At 67.6% G+C, this 21,934-nt stretch carries 20 protein-coding genes; 14 read left to right on the top strand and 6 right to left on the bottom strand.

Annotated elements, in window-relative coordinates:
- The first annotated feature begins 36 nt into the window (after positions 1 to 36).
- The 6 genes from HNQ61_RS11640 to HNQ61_RS11615 all read left to right on the top strand — a co-directional run bounded on the left by HNQ61_RS11640 (position 37) and on the right by HNQ61_RS11615 (position 4,604).
- Positions 37 to 840: a cyclase family protein gene (locus HNQ61_RS11640; RefSeq protein ID WP_170034681.1), complete on the top strand. Its 804-nt coding sequence runs from the start codon at positions 37 to 39 to the stop codon at positions 838 to 840.
- Positions 841 to 877: 37 nt separating this feature from the next.
- Positions 878 to 1,186, top strand: coding sequence for a hypothetical protein (locus HNQ61_RS11635; protein WP_205761486.1), 309 nt, complete (start codon positions 878 to 880; stop codon positions 1,184 to 1,186).
- An 82-nt stretch (positions 1,187 to 1,268) separates the two neighbouring features.
- Positions 1,269 to 2,144 carry a ParA family protein gene (locus HNQ61_RS11630; protein WP_420816067.1) on the top strand — a complete coding sequence of 292 codons (876 nt, stop codon included), beginning with the start codon at positions 1,269 to 1,271 and terminating at the stop codon, positions 2,142 to 2,144.
- 173 nt (positions 2,145 to 2,317) lie between these two features.
- The gene (locus HNQ61_RS11625) at positions 2,318 to 2,629 is read left to right on the top strand and encodes a hypothetical protein (protein ID WP_170034678.1); all 312 of its coding nucleotides are present in this window, start codon (positions 2,318 to 2,320) and stop codon (positions 2,627 to 2,629) included.
- 120 nt (positions 2,630 to 2,749) lie between these two features.
- Positions 2,750 to 3,994 (top strand): ABC transporter substrate-binding protein, encoded by a 1,245-nt coding sequence (locus tag HNQ61_RS11620; RefSeq protein WP_240978718.1) that lies wholly within the window; start codon positions 2,750 to 2,752, stop codon positions 3,992 to 3,994.
- Positions 3,995 to 4,433: 439 nt separating this feature from the next.
- Positions 4,434 to 4,604 carry a hypothetical protein gene (locus tag HNQ61_RS11615; protein ID WP_170034676.1) on the top strand — a complete coding sequence of 57 codons (171 nt, stop codon included), beginning with the start codon at positions 4,434 to 4,436 and terminating at the stop codon, positions 4,602 to 4,604.
- Positions 4,605 to 5,317: 713 nt separating this feature from the next.
- Here HNQ61_RS11615 and HNQ61_RS11610 read toward each other — a convergent pair.
- The 4 genes from HNQ61_RS11610 to HNQ61_RS11595 all read right to left on the bottom strand — a co-directional run bounded on the left by HNQ61_RS11610 (position 5,318) and on the right by HNQ61_RS11595 (position 9,693).
- Positions 5,318 to 6,220 (bottom strand): GSU2403 family nucleotidyltransferase fold protein, encoded by a 903-nt coding sequence (locus HNQ61_RS11610; RefSeq protein WP_170034674.1) that lies wholly within the window; start codon positions 6,218 to 6,220, stop codon positions 5,318 to 5,320.
- Positions 6,220 to 7,191 (bottom strand): type IV toxin-antitoxin system AbiEi family antitoxin, encoded by a 972-nt coding sequence (locus HNQ61_RS11605; RefSeq protein WP_170034672.1) that lies wholly within the window; start codon positions 7,189 to 7,191, stop codon positions 6,220 to 6,222. Before HNQ61_RS11605 ends, HNQ61_RS11610 begins: the two co-directional genes overlap by 1 nt.
- A gap of 216 nt (positions 7,192 to 7,407) precedes the next feature.
- On the bottom strand, positions 7,408 to 8,577 hold the full coding sequence (locus tag HNQ61_RS11600; RefSeq protein WP_170034671.1) for an acyl-CoA dehydrogenase: 1,170 nt from the start codon (positions 8,575 to 8,577) through the stop codon (positions 7,408 to 7,410).
- 102 nt (positions 8,578 to 8,679) lie between these two features.
- Positions 8,680 to 9,693, bottom strand: coding sequence for a beta-propeller fold lactonase family protein (locus tag HNQ61_RS11595; RefSeq protein ID WP_170034669.1), 1,014 nt, complete (start codon positions 9,691 to 9,693; stop codon positions 8,680 to 8,682).
- A gap of 200 nt (positions 9,694 to 9,893) precedes the next feature.
- Between HNQ61_RS11595 and HNQ61_RS11590 the strand changes: the two genes are divergently transcribed.
- From HNQ61_RS11590 to HNQ61_RS11570, 5 genes are all read left to right on the top strand, one after another.
- The gene (locus tag HNQ61_RS11590) at positions 9,894 to 10,952 is read left to right on the top strand and encodes an apolipoprotein A1/A4/E family protein (protein ID WP_170034667.1); all 1,059 of its coding nucleotides are present in this window, start codon (positions 9,894 to 9,896) and stop codon (positions 10,950 to 10,952) included.
- A 585-nt stretch (positions 10,953 to 11,537) separates the two neighbouring features.
- Positions 11,538 to 12,479 carry an ABC transporter ATP-binding protein gene (locus HNQ61_RS11585; RefSeq protein WP_170034665.1) on the top strand — a complete coding sequence of 314 codons (942 nt, stop codon included), beginning with the start codon at positions 11,538 to 11,540 and terminating at the stop codon, positions 12,477 to 12,479.
- On the top strand, positions 12,463 to 13,353 hold the full coding sequence (locus HNQ61_RS11580) for a hypothetical protein (protein WP_170034663.1): 891 nt from the start codon (positions 12,463 to 12,465) through the stop codon (positions 13,351 to 13,353). The genes HNQ61_RS11585 and HNQ61_RS11580 overlap by 17 nt, the downstream gene beginning before the upstream one ends.
- Complete coding sequence (locus tag HNQ61_RS11575) at positions 13,350 to 14,309, top strand: ABC transporter ATP-binding protein (protein WP_170034661.1); 960 nt, start codon at positions 13,350 to 13,352, stop codon at positions 14,307 to 14,309. The genes HNQ61_RS11580 and HNQ61_RS11575 overlap by 4 nt, the downstream gene beginning before the upstream one ends.
- Positions 14,306 to 15,058: an ABC transporter permease gene (locus HNQ61_RS11570; RefSeq protein ID WP_170034659.1), complete on the top strand. Its 753-nt coding sequence runs from the start codon at positions 14,306 to 14,308 to the stop codon at positions 15,056 to 15,058. Before HNQ61_RS11575 ends, HNQ61_RS11570 begins: the two co-directional genes overlap by 4 nt.
- A 345-nt stretch (positions 15,059 to 15,403) precedes the next feature.
- Here the strand turns inward: HNQ61_RS11570 and HNQ61_RS11565 are convergent, their stop codons facing one another.
- Together HNQ61_RS11565 and HNQ61_RS11560 are read right to left on the bottom strand one after the other, a co-directional pair.
- On the bottom strand, positions 15,404 to 16,309 hold the full coding sequence (locus HNQ61_RS11565) for an Abi family protein (RefSeq protein WP_170034658.1): 906 nt from the start codon (positions 16,307 to 16,309) through the stop codon (positions 15,404 to 15,406).
- Between the two features lie 272 nt (positions 16,310 to 16,581).
- A complete protein-coding gene (locus HNQ61_RS11560) occupies positions 16,582 to 17,703 on the bottom strand; it encodes a S8 family serine peptidase (protein ID WP_170034656.1) in 1,122 nt (373 codons plus the stop codon).
- Positions 17,704 to 18,079: 376 nt separating this feature from the next.
- Here HNQ61_RS11560 and mprF point away from each other — a divergent pair, with 376 nt between their 5' ends.
- The 3 genes from mprF to HNQ61_RS11545 all read left to right on the top strand — a co-directional run bounded on the left by mprF (position 18,080) and on the right by HNQ61_RS11545 (position 21,818).
- The gene (gene mprF, locus HNQ61_RS11555) at positions 18,080 to 20,701 is read left to right on the top strand and encodes a bifunctional lysylphosphatidylglycerol flippase/synthetase MprF (protein ID WP_170034654.1); all 2,622 of its coding nucleotides are present in this window, start codon (positions 18,080 to 18,082) and stop codon (positions 20,699 to 20,701) included.
- An 8-nt stretch (positions 20,702 to 20,709) separates the two neighbouring features.
- The gene (locus tag HNQ61_RS11550; protein ID WP_170034653.1) at positions 20,710 to 21,453 is read left to right on the top strand and encodes an AcvB/VirJ family lysyl-phosphatidylglycerol hydrolase; all 744 of its coding nucleotides are present in this window, start codon (positions 20,710 to 20,712) and stop codon (positions 21,451 to 21,453) included.
- A gap of 83 nt (positions 21,454 to 21,536) precedes the next feature.
- Positions 21,537 to 21,818: a hypothetical protein gene (locus tag HNQ61_RS11545; RefSeq protein WP_170034651.1), complete on the top strand. Its 282-nt coding sequence runs from the start codon at positions 21,537 to 21,539 to the stop codon at positions 21,816 to 21,818.
- The last annotated feature ends 116 nt before the right edge of the window (positions 21,819 to 21,934 follow it).

Below are 21,934 nucleotides of genomic sequence, written 5' to 3'. Positions count from 1 at the left end.
CGACGCATCCCATCCCCCACGCTCCCCGGAAACTCGATGAAGACCTACGACCTGTCGCAGCCGCTGAACGAGCAGGCGCCGTTCTGGCCGTATTATCCGCCGTTCGAGGTCAAGTACATCAAGCGCAAGGCGGAGCACGGGGTGAACGCGCAGTACATCCAGACCAGCAACCACATGGGCACGCATCTGGATGCGCCGCGGCACTTTGTGACCAACGGCATGACCATCGACCAGATCCCCATGAACTGGCTGTGCGGGCCGGGCGTGATCGTGAATCTGAGCGACGAGATGGACGAACTGGGCCTGTACACGCCGGAGATGATCGAATCGCGCGTGGAGGTCAAGAAGGGCGACATTCTGCTGCTGCACACGGGCTGGCACCGCCATGCGCAGTGGGGCGATCAGGCGGATGAGGAGAAGTACATCCACATGCACCCCGGCGCGCACCCCGACATGGTGCAGTGGCTGCTGGACAAGGAAATCCACATCTGGGGCGTGGACGTGGTGAGTACCGATCACCCCATGGACCTGCCCATCGGCCGTTTTCTGGGCAAGGGGATGCACGGCCACTGCGACCGCGTACGCGCCGCGGCGGAAAAGAAGTTCGGCGGGCCCGAGGCGGTGGCGCGGCTGTTTCCGGATGAGGATTACCAGCTTACGCACAACAAGCTGTTCGGGCACAACTGCATGCACATCGAAAACCTGGGCGGCGAGATCAGCGCCCCGGAGCTGCAGAACCGCCGGCTGATCATCGGCTGCTTCCCGTGGAAGTTCCAGGGCGGAGAAGCCGCCTTCGCCCGCGTCGTCGCCTGGGACGGCGAGTGGCCCAAGGACATCTGACGTCACCGGCGGCACACTTGGATTTCGGAGAGGGATGATGCCCAAGTACAAGCTGAAGCTGATGTTCGAGTGGGGCGGCGGGTGCCTTTGGTGCGACGACGACGCGACGCGCGACGCGTTCGACGTCGGCCACATCGACGAGCGCCTGCCACTCTCGCCCGGCATGCTGGCGCGGCTGGATGAGCTGTCGCGCTGGCACGACGGGGCGCTGGACGGGGACGACCCCGCCGGCCCCAGCCCGTGGTCGGCGGAGGAGGATGACCGGTTCCGCGCCGCGGCGGAGGAGGCGCTGGCCGCCGTCCGCGCGGAACTGGGCCCGAACTTTCACGTCGAGTACCGGCGCTGAACGTCAATCGGCCTATCGGAACCACCAGTCAGTTTCACACGGCTGTACGCTCGAGTTTGTTGGGGACGCACTTTCGCAGATAGTGCTTTTGAATCATCATTTAAACCTGGCGAGGTCTACATGGCTGTTTGTCAACATGAAAGGTGGAGTGGGCAAGACAACGCTCGCTACTCAGCTCGCATGGCACGCTGTGCTGGAACAAGATAAGAAAGTGCTGCTTATAGATCTCGACCCCCAAGCGAATGCCAGTCAATCAGTGATGTCGCCTCAGAGCTATGTTGACTATCTCGACGCCAATGGGGCTACAGTAGCGGATATTTTTGAACAGTTCACGCCCACGGGTACGGCAAGTGGCAGCCCCAAGCAGCTTGATCCCTCGAGCGTTATCTACAATCGGGTGGCGTACGGTGATGGGAGTCTTTTGGATCTTGTGCCCTCGCGCTTGGAGTTGTCTTGGACTCTGAGAAATCCAACTGGGAAGGAGACACTCCTCGCCAGGTTTGTTGCGAAAATCGAGATGAACTACGACCTCATTGTCATCGACTGTTCACCAACTGACTCAATCCTCACGGACGCTGCATACCATTGTAGTCGATACCTGCTAGTTCCAATTCGCGCAGAGTTCTTGGCATCCATCGGTTTCCCGCTGCTTAACCGCAGTATCAGGAGCTTTGAAGTGCGGCATGACGACAAGGTGCTCGAAGTGGCAGGGCTCGTCTTCAACGACTTTGTTCGAGGTAACGAGAAACGGGAGCACCAGCTGTCACGCAGTGATGTGCAAGCAAAAGCAATTCAGTATGGCTGGTACGTGTTCGAGAACGACATTCCCCACTCCGATTCCTACTTCCGTGCGGCACGGGATGGGATGCCAATCGGCAGTACCAAGGGCACCCATACAATCGTGAAGCGGGAGTTTTCTGCTTTCGCCCGAGAGTTTTGGAAGAGGATTGCACTATGAGAAGCACGCGCAACCCCGCTTTGTTGGATGAGCTGCTATCTTTGCTGGTTCGCCATTACGGTGTTCAGCGAGTCCAAGCAGCGTTGAACAGAGAATCGAAGAGAGTCGGACAACAAGGAGCGGAGGAACCACGCCTAGGGGCGAGCCGGACAAAAGGTGAACGTAGGCCTACTGTGTCTGAAGCCCTTAAAGCCCTTCAACCACAGGATGAAGGAAAGTATCGTTTACTCAACGAGTTCTACTCTCGCCTCAAAGAAGGAACAATCCTTCCCCAAGCCGAAGATATTCGCCAGTTCGCTCAGATCGTTGGTTTGAAAGAGATAAGTGGCAAAGCTCGGCGAGATATGTTGCCCAGTCTGATGTGGTTTCTCATAGACCAACCGGCGGAGCGAGTTCGAGATGATGTGACTAGAGCCGAAGCCGTCTCAGAGAAGCAGCGGCAGAAGGGGTTCTCCATCCTAACGGACAAATTGCTCCGAAATTGAACCTCGTCGTGGAACAATGCACTCCTAGCATCGCCGGTTGAAACCAAACGTTTGTTGCTGCTGGTTGACGTTGCCTCCCATCGTCGCGGCTCCCTACTCCAAAGGACCTGAGTGAAGATCATGGATACCAGCCGCCCGCTTCTGCGCAGGGCCGGCGCGCTCGCCGCGATGGCCGTCACGCTGATGGCGGCCGGCGCGTGCGACGACAGCACCGGCACCAGTAATCGGCGCGAGGTCACCATCGGCGGAATCTTTTCGCTGACGGGCAACTGGTCGTCGCTGGGCGTCACCAGCAAGGCCGCGCTGGAACTGGCGATCGAGGACGCCAACGCGCAGGCCGCCGGTTCAGGCGTGACGTTCGTGGCGGACGTGCGCGACACCAAGCTGGACCCGGCGGCCGCGCTGGCCGCCGTGCAGTCGATGCGCGGCGACGGCGTGCAGATCATCATCGGGCCGCAGAGCAGCGCGGAACTGGCGGCCATCAAGCCGTACGTGGACGCCAACCCGGTGCTCATCGTCAGCCAGTCCAGCACGGCCGGATCGCTGGCCATCGCCGGTGACCACATTTTTCGCTTTACCGCCGCGGACAGCCTGGAGGGCGTCGCCTCGGCCGCGCTGGCGTACGGCGACGGCATCCGCACGCTGATCCCCGTGTGGCGCGCGGACGCGGGCAACCAGGGGCTGCACGTGGCTACGCGACGCGCCTTTGCGGCCCGCGGCGGCACCGTCTCCAGCGGCGTGGAATACGGCGCCACGACGACCAGCTTCACCGCGACGATCGCCGCGCTGGGCACGCAGGTGCGAGCCGCGCTGGCCACCCGTCCCGCGAGCGAGGTGGGCGTGTACCTGGCCGGATTCGACGAGATCGCCGACGTCTTCACCGCGGCGGCCGCGGACCCGGTGCTCGCCTCGGTGCGGTGGTACGGCGCGGACGGCATCGCGCAGAGCAGCGCGCTCACGGCCCGCCCCGCGGCGGTTTCGTTCGCGGAAACCGTGGGCTTTCCCTCCGCGCTATTCGGCCTGGACCTGACGGCGCGCACCAGCTGGGAGCCCATCGCGCAGCGCATTCAGCAGCGCGCGGGCAACGCCCCCGACGCCTTCGCGCTCGCCGTGTACGACGCGGTGCGGGTGGCGGCGCTGGCGTACATCACCTCGCGCGACGGCGTGGATGTGGATTCGCTCGCCGCGCGGTATGCGCAGGCGGCCAGCAGCTACCACGGCGCCACGGGATGGGCCGCGCTGAACGCCGCTGGCGACCGGCGCTACGCCGACTTCGACTTCTGGGCCATCCGTCCCAGCGGCACCTCGCACGCTTGGACGCGCGTCGCCGGCTACGAAACGCGATCGGGTACGCTCACCCGGTAGTTCCTGCGCAGTCATGACGGAATGAGAACGGCCACGCTTCGCAGCGTGGCCGTTCTCAGTATGTCCCTCCGCTGGGCCTGCGTTCCCGGCCGGTTACGTACCACATCCAACCTGGCCCGTGCTCTCAGCATCCCTACATCAAAGTTAGTTGCCGCTGCCAAACGTGACGCCGCCGCAACGGTTCCCGCTTCCGCCCAGCCAGCCCGCACTGCGGTTTCCACTCCCACCGAGCGTTCCACCCGCTGTGCGGGTTCCGGAGCCGAACCCTCCACCGCTGCGGTTACCGCTCCCGCCGAGAGTTCCCGCGAAGTTGCGAGTACCGGAGCCGAACATTCCGACGCCACGGTTGCCGCTTCCGAAGAGCGTTCCATTTCTCTGATGCATGCACCGCCGTCCAGTTGAGGTCAAAACCACGGATTGTCCAATTCTGCTGTATATAGTGTCCGAAATCAAGGCCCTGACGAGTGCGCCGCTGCTGCTGTGGAATGAACATGATTGCTCACTCTCCGGCAAACCGAACAGGATTAAAGAACATGCGCTGCATGGCGACGCAAACAAAATGGCCACGCCCGGAGAGCGTGGCCGTTCTGATCTGCGGCTTTTGGCGTAATCGCTATCGAAGAGTGTGATCGGGACTGTGTCAGCTCAGTGCGTGATGGCTGCATTGAGACTGAACAACCAATACCCCACTTGCGATCCCCACAGACAATCAACCAGAGAACCGTGGCATCAGCGGTGGACAACAGCCGCCGGGAGGACGCGCTGATCACTCCCGCAAGTTCCGCCACCAAGGCGAGTGCCCGATCCAACGATCACGCCCGCGCGACTCCAGCCATTCCCACCGCCAATCACGTCCCGCTACCGGTGTGACCCATGCCGTTGCCGCGGCGATCACCGCTCATCCGGCCGCCTCCGCTACCGAGATGACCATCAGCGGTGCGCGTACCGCCTCCAAGGCTGCCGCCGCCATTGCGATTACCGCTTCCGGCGAAAATGCCGCCCCGGCTGCGGCTGCCGCCGCCTATCATTCCGTTCCGGTGCCCGCTCCCAAAGACCACTCCGCTTCTATGATACACGTCGTCGCTCTCGCTTCAAGTCACATTTCCGAATCGCTTCAATACTGGCGCGAAGCATGGATGAACGCAAGCACGACTCTCCACGCGACAGCAGTCATACGGATTCGATGAAGTTCGGCGCCGTACCTGCTGGTTGGTGCAGGCGTGAAGCCTCACAGCAGCTCAGTGAGGCTCTCCGCCGCTAGTCCGGCAAATTCAATTCCTTCCAACAGGGAGAGCGTTCAGGCACGACTTTTCTCGGCTCGTGTCACATCTCATCCCAATCGTCGGATCTTCCGATTTCGCTGGGCGCGTACCGGTTGGCACACTCCATCAGGATCTCGTGAAAATCCCGCAGAAATCCTTCCAGCCGGGCTTCCGCCGCAGCTTGGCTGATCGCGGACACGCGCTCCATCATCATGCGGGCTGCCGGGGAAAGCTTTTCGCGAAGGTGACCATTGATCACCCACCCAACATTCGTGGCGGCCGAGTAAACCCGCTCGGCGTTGCGGCTGGAAGTCTGCGCGATGGCGCCGAGGTCGCGTTCGATTCTGGATACGACTTCCCCGCCCGGAGCCAGCAGGTCGCCCAGGTAAAGCAGATCCTTCGCCATCTTGGGCGAGCCGGTCTCCGCCCGGTCCCCGCGCCGGATGAAAGTCAGTGCCTTGTTCAGCGCGTATGCGCCCAGCGTGGGAACCCGAACCTCCACGGCGGGCAGCCCGGCCGCGGGCGGGAGCGTCAGCGTCTGCGTGTGATCGGCGAGCACATCCAAGTCGACCAGCGGAATCGCCGCCACGCCGGGCTGCTCCCGCAGAGCTACGAACCTGCCCTGGTTGCGGGCGGTGCCCTGGTGCGAGACGATGAACTCGATCTTTTCGCCCCGCGCCACATCCCGCACCCAAACGGCCGCGGCACTCGCATCAGAAGCGGGCCGGAAGCCGGCATCGCCCAGCAGAAGGGCGATGCTCGTTCGGCCTTCCACGGGCAGCGGTTGCGGCACCAGCAGATCGAGTTCAAAGGTCAGCGTATCGGCGCCGCTCCATGCGGTAAAACCACCGTAGTGGCGGTACAGGTACGGCACCCACCCCCCGATCAGGACGAGGTCGGACGCATACGGCCGCAATTCGGCGAGGATGGTGCGAAGCACCCTCTCCAGATCCTGCTGCTCCATCAGGCAGTGAGGGGAACGGCGTCCAGCAGATGCTCGGCCTGTTCGCGGCCGCGCAGGGGATAGTGCCACAGATCTACCAGGAGTTGAACCGTGCTGACGACGGGGATCTTGTTCCGCATCTGAAGCCCGTGCCACACGCTGTCCCTGTACCAGGGCCGCATCAGCACCACGCGCCCATCGAGCGCGGGCTGCCAGCCCAGGTCGCTTCCGATCCGCAGGTCTGCGGCCTGGTCAACCGCCACATAGATGTGCACCCGGTCCCACGCTGCATGCGGCGCCACGCGTGACGCGCCTGCCTGCATCGTCAGGGCCCACTGCTGTCCATCCAGAAGCTTCGGGAGGCGCTGGATGAAGCGCTCCGGATCTCCCATCGGTGCGTGATAGGCGGCGCGCTCGTTCCGCTCCCACGAGTACGCGGCGAACCACCGCTTCAGCAGCGGACGCGGATCATCCACCCGGACCTCCAGCTTTCGTCCGGATGGCTCCGCGCGAAGGGCGCCCGTCTCCGCGAGCGCGCGAACCACGCCCGATGCGGTTCCGAGCGCGACTTCCGATTCCTGTGCGAGTTCGCGCACGCCCCATGTTCGCCCGGGGTGCGCCAGCAGCGTTCGCACGACGAGCGAGTTGCGATCCGCGAACGGCTGAAAGCGCTTGGGGATGGAGGGTGACCGTTCAGCCGGCTCAAGGTCCGTCCGGTCCAGGTACAGCCACCGGTTCACGAGCCGCGCGGCCCCGGTGAGCGCGACGAAGTTCTGCCGCTGCTCCCGCAGCATCCGCAGCGTGGCGGGACGCCCGCTGCTCAGAACCCACACCGTTTCGGGATCGTCGGACGGCGCCGCTTCCGCGGACCACCTTCGCAGCCGCAGGTGAATCGGCGATTCATCTTCCCCGCGATAGATCTCGCCGTTGTGCCCATCCGCGGCCGTTTCGCGGCTGATGACGCGGCACTCGGGACTCAGCGCCTGCTTCAAAAGCCCGAGAGCGGCGAGTTTGTCGGCGTCAGCGATCGCGCCTTGATCGTTCAATGAGAGTCGCCCGGTTCATCACGTAGTGAACGTGATTGTTCATTCATGGGTGAACAATGCCCAAGATAGTGAACATGCGCAAGCCTGCTGTTGAGCGGCAACGAAAACGGCCACGCTCGGAGAGCGTGGCCGTCCAGCATCCAGCGGAACCGCCGATCCTGACTACTTCATCAGGTTCTTGGCGATGGTCTGCAGCTGCATGTTGCTGGTGCCTTCGTAGATGCTGCCGATCTTGCTGTCGCGGTAGAACTTCTCCACCGGGTACTCGCGGGTGAAGCCGTATCCGCCAAACAGGTCCACCGCCGTGGACGCAATGCGCTGCGCCACCTGCGACGAAAACAGCTTGCCCATCGCCGCCTCGTGCAGGAAGGGCATGCCGGCGTCCTTGAGGCGGGCCGCGTTGTACACCATCAGCCGCGCGGCCTCCAGCTCCGTGGCCATCTGCCCGATCTGGAACTGCACGCCCTGGAAGTCGCCGATGCGCTTGCCGAACTGCTCGCGCTCCTGCACGTACTTCACCGTGGCGTCCAGCGCGCCCTGCCCGATGCCGATCATCTGCGCGCCGATGCCAATGCGGCCCTCGTTCAGCGTCTCGATGGCCGTCTTGTACCCCTTGCCCACCTCGCCCAGCACGTTCTCGTCCGGCACGAACACGTCCTCAAGCACCAGCTCGGTGGTGGACGACGCGCGGATGCCGAGCTTGTCTTCCTTCTTGCCGACGGAGAAGCCGTCGAAGCTCTTTTCCACGATGAACGCCGTGATCCCCTTGTAGCCCGCCTCGGGGTTCACGTTGGCGAAGATGATGAAGATTTCCGCTTCGGCGCCGTTGGTGATCCACAGCTTGCGGCCAGTGATCCGGTAGCCGCCGTCCGCCTTGACGCCGCGGGTGGCCAGCGCGAACGCGTCGGAGCCGGAGCCGGCCTCGGACAGCGCGTAGGCACCCACCTTTTCGGCGCACAGCTGCGGCAGGTACTTCGCCTTCAGGTCGTCCGAGCCCCAGCGCAGGAAGGCGTTGTTCACCAGCGTGTTCTGCACGTCCACCATCACGCCCACGCTGGCGTCCACGCGGCTCAGTTCCTCCACCACCAGCGCGGCGGTAAAGAACGAGGCGCCAGTGCCCCCGAACTCCTCGGGCACTTCAATGCCCATCAGCCCCAGCTCAAAGAACTGGGGGATCAGCGTGGGATCCATCTTCTGGTGCTCGTCCATCTCCGTCACGCGCGAGCGGACCTCGTCTTCCGCGAACTGCCGGACGGCGTCGCGGAAGGCCTGCTCGTCGTCGTTCAGAACCGTCAGCGGGACGCCGGCGGTGGAAAGGTCAACGGTCGCCATCGTAGGTATCGTCCTTGAATTCACGGAGTACGCGCGCCGCGCGCATGCGGCGGTGCGCCGGGAATATGGCGCGCCCGGCCACTTCTGTCGAGAACGCGCGCCTCAGCGGCGCACGGCGAGCGCAATGCCGTCCGGCCCCGCGCCCGTGGGGAGCACGCGCACCACCGTGTGACGGACCAGGTCGATTTCCGCCACCGCGTTCATCCCCTGCAGCGCGATGTACGCCGTGGCTCCATCCGCCGTCACCACGCCGCCCACCGGCCCGGCGCTCCCCTGCGCCTGCGGCACCGCGCGCGCCGGGTCCAGCGGAATGCGGATTTCCGCCACCTGCGCGCGGCTGGCCGCGTCAAACACGCGCACCGTGCTGTTCATGGGATTGCTGACCACCATCCACCTGCCGCCGCCGTTGACGCGGTAAGGGAGCCCGGGCGCGGGGAGCGTGTCGAGGGCCGCCAGCGTGCGCGCGTCCAGCACGGTGACGGTGTTCTGGTCGTTGCTCCCCACCCACACCTGCGCGCCGTCCGCGGACAGCCCGATCCCCTCCGTCCGCGGCGCGACGGAAACCGTGCGGGCCTCTTTGGTGGCGATGTCGATACGCGTCACGCTGCCGCCGCCCACGTTGGCGGTGTAGATGGTGGCGCCGTCCGGCGATACGGCCAGCATGTGCGAGCCCGCCTGCCCGGTGGGGATGGCCGTCACCGCGCCGGAGGCGAAGTCCACCATCAGCACCGCCTGGCTGGATTCGGAGGTCACGGCCAGCGTGCGGTCGCCGGGAAGAAAGGCGACGCCGTGCGGCCGGCGGTGCGGCGACAGATCAATCTTTCGCGCCACCGTCCGCGAATCGAGGTCGATGACCGTGAGCGTGCCGCCGGGCGTGCGGTCGCCGTAGTCGCTGACCACGGCCCAGCGCCCGTCGTGGCTCACGGCGGCCTCGTGCGGGCCGGTGCCGGTGGGGAGCGTGGCCACCGTGGTGCCGGAGCGGGGGTCGATGAGCGAGGCGGTCGCGTCCTGCTTGTTGGCGACGACGAGCATGCGTTCTCCTGACCGGGGAGTGCCGGACTGCGCGGCCGCGGGTGCGGCGAGCGCCAGAAGGGCCAGCAGCGGTGCCATGCGCATGGGAAATCCGGGCGCGGGAAAGGTGCGGAAAAGGGAAACCATCCGGCCCGCCAGTCTACGGGCGCGGGGGAACGGGCGAAAGGCCGGGGTGCGCGGCACGGGCGGTGCGTTGCGAAACCCTGTCTCAGTGGCAACGTAGTCCCCCGGGCGCCGGCATCCGCCGGCGGCCAGGCAGCACAGGCCCACACGGAGAATCATCCATGGATCAGAACCCCTACGGCTCCGGCAGCACCGGTGGAACCGGCGGCACGGGCGGACCGGCCGGCGGCTCGGGCGAGCCCATCGGGCACAGCAGCGGCATCACGGGCGGCTCCGGCGGCACGGTGAACCCCATTTCCGGCTCGGAAGCGGCGGCGGAACTGGGCGGCCACGCCATCCCCGCCGGCCGCACCGACGGCGGCCCCGGCATGGGCTCCGGTAACGCGTCCGGTTCTGCGGAAACCGGCTCGGCGGGCTCTGCCGGGTACGGTGGATCGACCGGATCGACGGGCTCCGCTGGATCGGCGGGTTCGACCGGATCGACGGGTGGCGGGCACGATCCGTTCGGCGAGATCAACGCCAAGCTGGAGTCGCTGTTCGGCGATCTGCGGCCCAAGATCAAGCAGGCGTTCCAAGAGCTGGAGACGCGGGTGGATGGCGCGGTGGAGCAGTTCAAGCCGACCATTCAGGACGCGCGCGACCGGGCCCGTCCGCGGGTGGACGAGTTCATCGCCGACGTGCAGCCGCGCATCGACGGGCTGCTTACGCGCATTCAGGGCGCGCTGGACGGCCTGCGGCGCGAGTTCGACGAGCGGGCGGAGCGCACCGAGGCGCGCCACGCCAGCGCGGCCGGCGGTTCCGGCTCGCCGTCGCCGTCGTCCACCAGCACCACGCCGGGCGCCACGGGCACCACCGGCGCGCACAACACGCCGGCGGCCTCCAGCGGCCTGTCGCCGGACGTGGGCACGGCCGGCACCGCGTCCACCGATCCGCTCGCGGGCTCCGCGTTCGGCTCCGGCGCGGGCTCTTCGGGATTGGGATCCACGGGCGGCGGATCGGGCCTCGGCTCGGCCGGCACGGGCTCGGCGGGAACCGGCTCCTCGGGATTCGGATCGACGGGATCGTCCGGACTGGGATCCACGGGCGCGGGATCGACGGGGAGCAGCGTTCCCGGGGCCAGCGGCACCACGTGGCCCAAGATGACGGAAGACACCAAGCCGGCCGATCCGCCGACCGAGCACGGCGGCGGCTCGCGCCAGGGTGATCCTCCGGGCTTCTGACCGCACCGGATGAGATAGAAGCGGGGCCCGGCGACCATCGCCGGGCCCCGCTCCGTTTCTCACCCGACGCTCTGTGGACTTGCGAGGGATGCCGGGAAGACCCGGCCCTCACCAGCCTCGGCCGTCGACCCCGGCCATTCGATCTTCACGCCACAAGGCGTCATCCTGAGTCTCAGGATGACGCCTTTCGGCGTACCGGCAACTACAGGTGGTGGACGCGTTTGTCGTGCGCTCGACCGCGAGGGCGGCGAAACCATTGGGACTGCCCTCTACCGCGAGCGGCTTCCAGCCTTGAAGGATTCAACAGTTCGCGATCCCGTCCCGCAGTTCCCCCGCGACCCCCGCGAACCCCCGCGACCCCCGCGTGAGGGCAGTTTCCGAGTTTTCCGCGTGCCGGCACTCGCCGCATCGCCCGGATGAGGGCAGTTGCCGTTCATCATCCAATTCTCATCGAAAAACCGCGCATACGGGAAAGCCCAGCCTCGCGCGGCTGAAACTCCGCCGCTAGCTTTCCCGTTCACCTCCGCACGGCTTCTCTGCCATCCGGCCACTCGCCCCTCCCCTCCGCATCACTGAAACGGACGCATGTCCCTGATTTCGGTACGCGACCTCACGCACACCTACCCGGGCGGCGTGACCGCGCTGAACGGCCTTTCGCTGGAGCTGGAGCCCGGAATCATCGGGTTCGTGGGCGCCAACGGGGCCGGCAAGAGCACCCTGATCAAGACTCTGCTGGGCCTGCTGCACCCCACGCGCGGCGACGTGCGCGTGTTCGACATGGACACCCGCACGCGGGGGATTGAAATCCGCCAGCTGGTGGGCTACATGCCCGAGCACGACTGCCTTCCGCCGGACATGACGGCCACGGACTTCGTGTCGCACATGGGCCGGCTGAGCGGGCTGCCCAAGGCCGCCGCGCGCGAGCGCACCGCCGAGATGCTGCGCCACGTGGGGCTGTACGAAGAGCGCTACCGGCTCATCGGCGGCTACAGCACGGGGATGAAGCAGCGCGTGAAGCTGGCCCAGTCGCTGGTCCACGATCCGCGCCTGCTGCTGCTGGACGAGCCCACCAACGGCCTGGACCCCGCCGGCCGCGACGAGATGCTGGAGCTCATCCGCCGCACCGGCAGGGAGTTCGGCATCGCGGTGATGGTGAGCTCGCACCTGCTGGGGGAGATCGAGCGCGTCTGCGAATACCTGGTGGCCATCGACGGCGGCCATCTGAAGAGCGCCGCCCCGCTGCACTCCTTTACCGGCTCGCAGCACCTGCTGGCGGTGGAGGTGGACGAGGGGACGGAGGCGCTGCTGGCGTACCTGGCCCGCGCCGGCGTGGAAGCCCGCACCGAGGGCGCGCTCGTTCTGCTGCCGTTGGCCGACGACCGCCCGTACGACGCCGTCCGCGACGGCGCGGCCGAGCTGGGACTGTCGCTGGTGCGCATGGAGCGCCGCCGCCACAGCCTTCAGGAGCTGTTCCGCCCCGCATCGCCCACCCCCACCGCACAGGAGGCGCATGCCGCTCGCGCCTGACGCCGTCGCCGGCACCATCTACGACATCGGGTACCGCAACTACCAGGGCGCGCGGCTGGGGCGGGGCTACGCTTTTCGCACGCTGTACACGCACTCGCTGCGCACCGCCTTCGGGCTGGGGCGCGGCATCAAGTCGCTGTGGATTCCCTGGTTTCTGTTCGCGGTCATCAACTTTCCCGCCGCGCTGCAGGTGGCCGTGGGCGCCACGCTGGGCGAGGGCGTAAAGCTGATCGAGTACCACAACTACTTCGGATGGGTGGGCGTGAGCGTGGCGCTCTTCTGCGCGGCGCAGGCCCCGGAACTGGTGAGCCGCGACCAGCACAACCGCGTGCTCCCGCTCTACTTCTCCCGCGCGCTGCGCACCAGCGACTACGCGCTCGCCAAGCTGGCCGCCATGGCCACGGCGGTGTTCATCCTGTCGTTCACGCCGCTGTTCATCATCCTCATCGGCCGGTTCGGAATGGCGACGGACTTCGGCGCGGCGGTGCGGGCGGAGTCCGGCAACTTTCTCCCAATCCTGGGCGCGGGGCTGGTGGCCGCGGCGGTGCTGGGCACGCTGTCGCTCGCGCTTTCGTCGCTGGTGTCGCGCCGGGGAATCGCCAGCGCCATGGTGCTGGGGCTGTACCTGGTGACGTTCGCCATCGCGGGGATCCTGTCGGAGCTGGAGGCGCGGGCGTCGGACTACGGGCTGCTGCTGAACCCGGTGTTCGTGGTGCAGGGCGCCATTCTGGAGCTGTTCGGCAAGGAGGCCGGGCGCGGCAACCCGATCGCGCAGGCACACCTTCCCTCCGGCGTGTACCTGGGCACCGTGGCTGGGATCGCCGTCCTGTTCACCAGCATCCTGCTGTACCGCTACTCGAGGATCCGCACATGAGCGTGGGATTGTTGGAAGCCGCCGCGCCCGCCGCGCCGGCGTCGTCCGCCACCGCGGTGGAGCTGCGCAACGTGTCGCGCTGGTACGGCAACGTGGTGGCGGTCAACGACATCAGCTTCAGCCTGGGCGCGGGGATCACCGGGCTGCTGGGGCCCAACGGCGCCGGCAAGAGCACCATCCTGCACATGATAGCGGGCTTTCTGGCGCCGTCCGCGGGCGAGGTGCGCGTGGCGGGGATGACGGCGTGGAAGAACCCCGAGGTGTACCGCCACGTGGGGCTGGTGCCCGAGCGCGAGGCCGTGTACCCGTTTCTGACCGCGTACGAGTTCGCGCGGATGAACGCGCGGCTGCACGGCCTGCCCGACGCGGACGCGGCGGCGGAGCGCGCGGTGGACACGGTGGACCTGCGCGGGGCCATGCACCGCCGCATCGGGGGATACAGCAAGGGAATGCGGCAGCGCGCCAAGATCGCCGGCGCGCTGGTGCACGACCCGCGCATTCTGCTGCTGGACGAGCCGTTCAACGGAATGGACCCCGCCCAGCGCATGCAGATGATGTCGCTGCTCAAGCGCCTGGCCGACGAGGGGCGGACCATCCTGATCTCCTCGCACATCCTGGAGGAGCTGGACCAGCTGGCCAACAACGTCCTGGTGGTGGTGGCCGGACGCTTGGCCGCGTCGGGCCACTTCCGCGAGATCCGCCGGCTGATGACGGACCGGCCGCACACCTACACGCTCAGCAGCAGCGACGACCGCCGTCTGGCCGCCGCGCTGATGGCGGAGCCCTCGGTGCAGGGGCTGGAGCTGGGCGAGGTGCTCACCGTGCGCGCGGGGGACCGCGGCTCGTTCGCGCTGGCGCTGCCGCGGGTGGCGCGCGCGGCGGGGGTGACGCTGTACGAACTGCGCCCCACGGACGAATCGCTGGAAAGCGTCTTCAGCTACCTGGTAAAGCGATGAACCTTTCGATTGAACGCACGCTGGCCGCCGTGGCCTTCCGCCAGTTCACGGGGAACCGCAAGGCGCTGTGGGTAGTGCTGCTGGCGTGGCTTCCGGTGGGGATGGCGCTGCTGGCCCGCGCCTTCAGCGCCGGCACCCCCGACGAGCGGATGAAGGACACGCTGGAGTTCTACCAGAGCCTGATCATTCCCGTGCTGCTGCCGCTGGCCGCGCTGGTGATCGGCACGTCGGTGTTCGGGGGGGAGATTGAGGACGGCACGGTGACGTACGTGCTGGGCAAGCCCATCGCGCGGTGGCGCATCGTGCTGACGCGCGTGCTGGCGGCGGGGGTGGCCACGGCCGCCGTCATCCTTCCGCCCACGATCGCCACGGGGCTGGTGATGCTGGGCCGGCTGGACCACACCAACGTGGTGTGGGGCTTTACCTGCGCCATCGCGGCGGGCGGGGTGCTGTACTGCGCGCTGTTCGTGGCGCTGAGCCTGCGCACGCGGCGGGCGCTGGTGGCGGGGCTGCTGTACGTGATCATGTGGGAGGGCACGCTGGGCGGATTGTTCGCCGGGACGCGGGCGCTGAGTATTCGCCAGTACACGCTGGCGATGGCGGACGCGATCGCCACGGTGCGCGGAAGCTTCTTTACGGCGCCGCTTCCCGGGCAGACGGCGCTGATCATGGGGGCGATCGTGGTGATCGCGATCGCGGTGTACAGCGTACGCTCGCTGCAGCGGTTCGAGATCGGCGAAGCCGCGTAGGGAGATGGATGGATGAAGACGGGCGCGGGCAACCGCGCCCGTTCTTTTGTTGGGGCGGGATCGCGGGGCTGGGGCAGATGAGCTGGGGCGACTGAAGTCGCGGCAACAACGGCGCGAAGTCCGCCTGCGCGGACTGGGGGGGGACGCCTCGGTGCGAGGCGGCGGCGTCCGGCGCGTCCGCCATCCAGGAGCGAATGAATTCGCCGCTGGAAAAGCACGAAGTCCGCCTTCGCGGACTGGGGCGGCGGCACTGGCGCGCGAGGGACGGTCGGCTCGCGCGGACAGGTCAGCGCCGGGCACGCGCGGGGGAGGCTCGCAGCTCCGGCCACCGTTCTCCCAGTGTGGTCAGCGCCAGAATGGCCGCTGATCCCATCCGGCCGGGATACCCATGGGCGCAAGGGGGACAGATGGATAGCGCGACAGCAGCCGGATCAGCCTGCGCTTCCAGTCGGAATCGGGATCGACCATCCCGACCAGTGCGGCGAGCGCCACCAGACGTGCGTACAGGTGATCCGTCGGCGTCTGCTCGGAACGCAGCCTTGTCGCGGCGAGGGGCTGATCCACGTGCATCGGCGCGTTCCACAGGCGGCCGTGATGGGCGCACAGGTTCCGTACCAGACTGATGGACCGGAACCACGACGAGAGCACCTTTTCATCAAAGCCGAAGCGGAGGGCGATCGCCTTTCTATGTCCGACGGCCAGGCCGGAAAACAGGCGCGAGAGTACCCCGAACGTACTCGCTTCCATCATCGACCAGACGGGCGGATGTTCGGGCGTGTGGTATCGCCGGCGGTAGTGCCTTGCGGTCAGGTGCCGGTCTTCCCTCCTGGCCGTTTGATAGAAATCCACAAAGGCGTCGATCCGGTCGAAGTGCGTCGGCTCCAGGTAGAAGTGGGGACCGGCGGGAACCGACACCTGGCTGGCGACCGCCGCGCGAAGGGCTACCTCGATCCGCTCGACGGCGTCCAGGCACAGAAGCCGGAGTTCGCGGTCAAAGTCGTAGAGCGCGAGCACGTCCTCGAACGTCGTGCCCGCGATGAACCGCCGCACGCCCGAGACCGGATCCTCCATCTGGAACGGCCGCATGTAGACGAGCAGCCGGAAGTACCCCACGTACTCCAGCGCGTGGAGCGCATTGAGCGGGTGGGGTACGGCGAGCCCGCGGGACGCCAGGTGGGCCAGCAGATCCGGCGGGGAAAGCGCGGGTTTGGTGTAGGCGGCCTTTGTGGTGGACACGGCGATCAGGCGCACATGCCGGAAAAGAAAAAGCCCCCTGGTGCGCGTCCGCGGAGCATGGCTGCTCCGCGTCTAGGCGTGGGGGCTATTGTCGACACCAGTCTAGCCGACCGGGGGATCTCCGTCAAGCCCCAATCTGGACACCTTTCCGCTTCGACAGGCCAGTAATCACTTGGTTTTGCTCATCTCAGGCGCAAAAAGAAACGGCCGGAGCCCGTGGGGGCTCCGGCCGTCGTTGCGCTGAGGTCCAGACCGCCGCGGGGCAGCGCGGCGGCGAGGAGTTCGGCTTAGCGGTGCGCGATGGGGTCCGGGCTGCCGTCCGGATCGCAGGTGGCCGTGCCATCGCCACGCACCGCGCCCAGAAGCAGGATGCCTGCCACGTGCGGCGCGGCCATGCTGGTGCCGCTCATGGTGGTGGTTCCGCCGCCCTTGCGGGTGCTCAGAATGCTCACGCCCGGCGCGGCAAAGTCCACCGGCGGGTTGCCGAAGTTGCTGAACGAAGCCATGCACCCGTTGCTGGCGATGGCCGAAATGGTGTAGATGTTGTTTCCGTTCACCCGCGCCGGCGTGAAGTTGGCGGCGTTCTGCCCGTCGTTGCCCGCGGCCAGCACCATGCGGATTCCCTTGGCCGCCACGTCCTGCACGGCCTTTTCCAGCGTGGCGTTGGTGCCGCTTCCGCCCAGGCTCAGGTTGGCCACGTCACCCGAGGCGCCGTTGGCCGCCACATAGTTGATGCCGTCGATGATGCCCGCGTAGCTGCCGCTGCCGCTGTTGCCCAGCACGCGTACCGAGCACACGTACGCGTTGGCCGCCACGCCCACCACGTCCTGCCCGTTGTTCCTGGCCGCGATGGTGCCCGCCACGTGCGTGCCGTGCCCGTTGCCGTCCGCCGGGCTGGTGCCCGCGAAGTACGTGTGGCAGGCGCGGCTGGTGTTGAGGTCCGCGTGGTTCAGGTCAATGCCGGTATCCAGGATCCACGCCGTCTTGCCGGTGCCGTCGCCAGCGCCGCCCACGCGGGTGATGCCCCAGGGCGTGGTCTGCGTGGTGCCGCCGCCGGTGGAGGGCTTGCCCTGCCCTTCCACGGGAAGGCGCAGCGTGACCACGTAGTCCTTTTCCACGATCTCCACCCGCGGGTCCGCCGCGATCCGCGCCAGGCGCGCCTCCGGAATCACCGCCGAAAAGCCGCGTGCCGCGTGGTGCCGCACCGAGCGCACCGCCAGGCCGTTGCCGTGAGCCAGTTCGCCGGTGGCGGCGTCCACGTCCACGCCCGGCTTGAAGGTCACCACGTACAGCGGCGCGTTGTCGGAGCGGGAAAGCGCGGCGTCGGACGGCGTGGCGAGCTGCGCATCCTGGCAGGCCCCCACCGCGAGGGCGGCGGCAAAGGCGGCGAAGGGGAGGGAGCGGCGCATGAAGATCTCCTGGTAACGCGGAAGGAAGATTCGGGCGGCCCGCCAGATGTGCGGAGCGGCCCGGTTGGGCAGTGCCGTCAATCCAAGGCAAGCGCGGGACCCATCCGGAGCGGGATCGCAAACTACCTTTTCGCAACGGTTTGCGGATAAACGTCCGGTTCAGGGTGTCCGGCGGGTGCACCGGAATGGTGCAGGACAGCCCGCTTCGGTGCATCCGTCGCAGCGGTGATGTGCGGATCGGTGCACCCGCATCCTGGCGGCCGGGCGGCCCCCGCCGACCCTGCGGCGCGTTTTTTTCACCACGGGCGGCGTCCTTTCCCGGACGCCGTGGCGGCGCCATATTGCCCGCCCCGTCCGTTTCCCAGTCCTGCCGCGCGTGGAAGCCCACACTCAAGCACCGGACGCACCGCCCGTAGACGCGCCGCAGGGATCTCCGTCCCGGGCGTCGGTTCTGCTCCGCTGGCTTTCTCCGCTGGCGGGGCTGGCCCTGTTTGCCGCCGCCGTGTGGGTGCTGCACAAGGCTCTGCAGGACGTGAGCTACCGCGAGGTCCGGCAGACCATGCACGCGCTGCCCGGGTCGGCGCTGTGGATGGCGATGGGCTTTACCACCATCAACTACTGCATTCTCTGCTGCTTTGACCTGCTGGCCTTTCTGTACGTGGGGCGCAGGCCCAACTGGAAGGTGGCGGTCACCTCGTTCGTGGGGTACGCGGTGGCGAACAACGTGGGGTTCGCCATCATCTCCGGCACCTCTGTCCGCTACCGCTTCTACTCGCGGTGGGGGCTGACGGCGGACGAGATCTCGCGCATCGTCGTCTTCTACAGCGGCACGTTCTGGCTGGGCTTTCTGGTGCTGTCCGGATACAGCATGGCGCTGGATCCGCCGCCGGGAATGAGCGCGCTGCTCCCCTCCGCGCTGGTGTCGCTCATCGGGTGGTCGCTCATCGGGATCGGGGTGCTGTACATCTCCGTGGCGGTGCTGCGGCGCAAGCCGGTGCGGGTGTGGCGGTGGACCATTCCCGTGCCGCCGCCGCGCATCGTCGTCCTGCAGTTCATGCTGTCGACGGTGGACTGGACGCTGGCGGGCGCCGGCTTCTACGTCCTGCTGCCGCGCACGGAGCTGACCTTCGGCGTGCTGCTGGGCGCCTTCATGGCCGCGCAGCTGGTGGGGCTCATCAGCCACGTGCCCGGCGGCGTGGGGGTGTTCGAGGGGACGATGATCATCCTCCTGGGCCCGTACCTTACGCCCAGCCAGATCATCTCCTCGCTCGTCGTCTACCGTCTCATCTACTACATCGCGCCGCTGTCGGTGGCGCTGGTGATTCTGGTGGCGGACGAGGTGCGCCTGCGCCGCCAGCAGTTCGCGCGGTTCGGCACCTGGTTCGGCAACGTTTCGCAGCAGCTGGCGCCGCGGGTGCTGGCCATGTTCATGTTCCTGGGCGGCGCGCTGCTCCTCGTTTCCGGCGCCACGCCCACCGAGGCGCACCGGCTGCGGTGGATTGACCATCACCTGCCGCTGGTGCTGGTGGAGGCGGGCTACCTGATCGGCAGCGTGGCGGGCGTGGGACTGCTGATCGTGAGCAACGGCGTGGCGCGCCGGCTGGACATGGCGTACTACCTGGGCGTGGTGATGCTGGCCGCGGGGATCGGCGCGTCGCTGCTGAAGGGCGCGGACTACGAGGAAGCCGCGATGCTGGCCGGCGTCCTCGTCGCCCTGGCCGCCAGCCGCCCCGCCTTTGACCGTCGCACGGGCTTCTTTGCCGCCAAGTTCTCCCCCGGATGGGTGTTCGGACTCGTCGCCGTGGTGGGCGCGGCGGTGTGGCTGGGCTTCTTTGCCTTCAAGCACGTGGAGTACAGCGACGAGCTGTGGTGGCGGTTCGCGCTGAACCAGGACGCTCCGCGCGCGCTGCGGGCCACCATGCTGGCCATCGTTCTGATGCTGGCGTTCGGCGTGCTCCGCCTCCTCAAGCCCGCCCCCGCCGGCATCCTGCTGCCGTCGGACGAGGACCTGCAGAACGCGTCGCGGCTCATCCAGTCGCAGTCGTCCACCGTCCCCTACCTCGTGTATCTGCGGGACAAGACGGTGATGTTCAGCGATGACGGGCAGGCGTTTCTGATGTACGCGGTGCAGGGCGGCACCTGGGTGGCCATGGGCGATCCGGTGGGCGACCCGCGCTCCTTTCCCGATCTCATCCGCCGCTTCTTTGAGCGGTGCGACGACTACGGCGGCGTTCCCGTCTTCTACCAGGTGGGGAAGGAAAGGCTGCACCAGTACGCGGACTTCGGGCTCACCTTCGCCAAGCTGGGCGAAGAGGCGTTCGTGGATCTGCCGTCGTTCCACATGGACGGCGCGGAGCGCAAGCCGTTCCGCCTGGTGCTGAACCGCTTTGCCAAGGCGGGATTGACCTTCCGCATCGCCCCCGCGGAAGAGGTGCCGGCGCTGCTGCCCCGGCTGCGCGAAGTGTCTGACGAGTGGCTGCGGGGGAAGCGCTCGGCGGAAAAGGGATTTTCGCTGGGATTTTTTTCGCCGGAGTACGCGCGGCGCTTTCCCGTGGCGCTGGTGGAGCAGGACGGGCGGCTGGTGGCCTTTGCCACCGTGTGGCCGGGGCCGGACCGGGCGGAGCTTTCGGTGGATCTGATGCGCTACCGGACGGACGCGCCGCGCAACGTGATGGAGGCGCTGCTTCTGCACCTGATGCTGTGGGGGCGGGACGAGGGCTACCGCCGCTTCAACCTGGGGATGGCGCCGCTGTCCGGGCTGGAGGTGTCGGCGGTGGCGCCGGCGTGGACGCGCATCGGCAACTTCCTGTTTCAGCGGGGCGAGGCGCTGTACAACTTTCAGGGGCTGCGCACCTACAAGGAGAAGTTCCACCCGGCGTGGGAGCCGCGCTACCTGGCGTACCCCGGCGGGCTGGCGCTGCCCCGGGTGACGGCGGATGTGTCGGCGCTGATCGCGGGCGGCTACCGGGGCATCTTTCGCCGCGGGCGGCCCGGTTGAGGCGCGGGGTGCGGATCGCCGCCTCGCTGCTGGCCGTTGCGGCCGCGGCGGGGCTGGCGGCGGCGTGCAGCCGCGTGCGCATTCCGCCGGTGCCGGGCGCTGTGTCCACGCGGGCGCGCTCGCTTCCGCTGGCGGAGCTGCCGGTGGCGGATGACACGGGGCGCGTGTTCGCCATCGTGCTCACCGGCGACGGGCCCACGGGCGGGCTGGGGCGGCGCATCGGGCGGGAGCTGCAGGGGGAGGGCGTGCCCTCGGCCGTGTGGCACTCACTGCGCTACTACTGGCGCCCCAAGACGCCGGAGCAGACGGCGCGCGACCTGGACCTGGCCATCCGCCACTACGCCGCGCGCTGGGGGCGCGAAAAGGTTCTGCTGGTGGGCTACAGCATGGGCGCGGACGTACTTCCGTTCCAGATCAACCGCCTGCCGCCGGACACGCGGGCGCGCATCGCCGGGGTGGCGCTGATCGCCATGGCGCACGACGCGGTGTTCGAGTTCCGGCTGGAGCAGTGGTGGGGCACCAGCGGCGCGCCCAGCCGGGCCACGCGTCCGGAGGTGGAGCGGCTGGGCGACCTGCGCGTGCTGTGCATCTGGGCGCGGGGGGACGACAAGGCCGCGTGCCCGGCCATGCGCACCGCGCCCATGACGGAGGTGATGCTGCGCGGCGGGCACCACTTCAAGGGCGATGAGGCGCGGCTGATGGCGGTGCTGCGGGGCCTGGCGGCCGAGGCGGCGGCCGACTCCGCCCGCTGACCGCGCACGGCGCTTGCGATGGACGCGGGTGCGCCGCCCGGGCTCTGGGCGGATGATCGACACCTGGTACGGAGGAATCGTCCATGAAGAAGTTTCTGGTGCTCGCGGCATCGCTGATGCTTGCCGCGTCCCCCGCCGCCGCGCAGCAGTCCGTTTCGGACGCGGCGCCCGCGGTCTCGGCCCCCGTCACCACCTCGGCGGCCACCGTGGACGCGCAGCTGTTCCCCTCGCGCGACCAGGTTCGCCAGCAGGTGGCCGCGGCCGAGGCCAAGCACGCCGATGCTCCTCCGGGAAGCACGAGCTGGTGGTACACGGTGGCCGCGGTTGCGGTGGGCGTGATCATCGCGCTGCTGCTGCTGGACTGAGATAGAACAGAAGTGCTCAGTGCCGAAGTGCCCGGTGCCCAGTGAGGGCGCCGGGCACTTTTTGCGGGACGGACGGGGCCCTTCGCCGTGCAGACCTCCGCCCGGAGAGGGGAGGA

It is taken from the genome of Longimicrobium terrae (assembly GCF_014202995.1).
GTDB lineage: Bacteria > Gemmatimonadota > Gemmatimonadetes > Longimicrobiales > Longimicrobiaceae > Longimicrobium > Longimicrobium terrae.
The sequence above is the reverse complement of the archived record's forward strand: the minus strand, read 5'-3'. Positions and strand labels throughout refer to the sequence as shown.

Coding starts and splice junctions, on each gene's coding strand:
- HNQ61_RS11640 (WP_170034681.1), top strand. CDS start 37: ATGAAGACCTACGACCTGTCGCAGCCGCTGAACGAGCAGGCGCCGTTC.
- HNQ61_RS11585 (WP_170034665.1), top strand. CDS start 11,538: ATGTCCCTGATTTCGGTACGCGACCTCACGCACACCTACCCGGGCGGC.
- HNQ61_RS11600 (WP_170034671.1), bottom strand. CDS start 8,577: ATGGCGACCGTTGACCTTTCCACCGCCGGCGTCCCGCTGACGGTTCTG.
- HNQ61_RS11595 (WP_170034669.1), bottom strand. CDS start 9,693: ATGCGCATGGCACCGCTGCTGGCCCTTCTGGCGCTCGCCGCACCCGCG.
- HNQ61_RS11620 (WP_240978718.1), top strand. CDS start 2,750: ATGGATACCAGCCGCCCGCTTCTGCGCAGGGCCGGCGCGCTCGCCGCG.
- HNQ61_RS11575 (WP_170034661.1), top strand. CDS start 13,350: ATGAGCGTGGGATTGTTGGAAGCCGCCGCGCCCGCCGCGCCGGCGTCG.
- HNQ61_RS11635 (WP_205761486.1), top strand. CDS start 878: ATGCCCAAGTACAAGCTGAAGCTGATGTTCGAGTGGGGCGGCGGGTGC.
- HNQ61_RS11590 (WP_170034667.1), top strand. CDS start 9,894: ATGGATCAGAACCCCTACGGCTCCGGCAGCACCGGTGGAACCGGCGGC.
- HNQ61_RS11560 (WP_170034656.1), bottom strand. CDS start 17,703: ATGCGCCGCTCCCTCCCCTTCGCCGCCTTTGCCGCCGCCCTCGCGGTG.
- HNQ61_RS11580 (WP_170034663.1), top strand. CDS start 12,463: ATGCCGCTCGCGCCTGACGCCGTCGCCGGCACCATCTACGACATCGGG.
- HNQ61_RS11545 (WP_170034651.1), top strand. CDS start 21,537: ATGAAGAAGTTTCTGGTGCTCGCGGCATCGCTGATGCTTGCCGCGTCC.
- HNQ61_RS11570 (WP_170034659.1), top strand. CDS start 14,306: ATGAACCTTTCGATTGAACGCACGCTGGCCGCCGTGGCCTTCCGCCAG.
- HNQ61_RS11610 (WP_170034674.1), bottom strand. CDS start 6,220: ATGGAGCAGCAGGATCTGGAGAGGGTGCTTCGCACCATCCTCGCCGAA.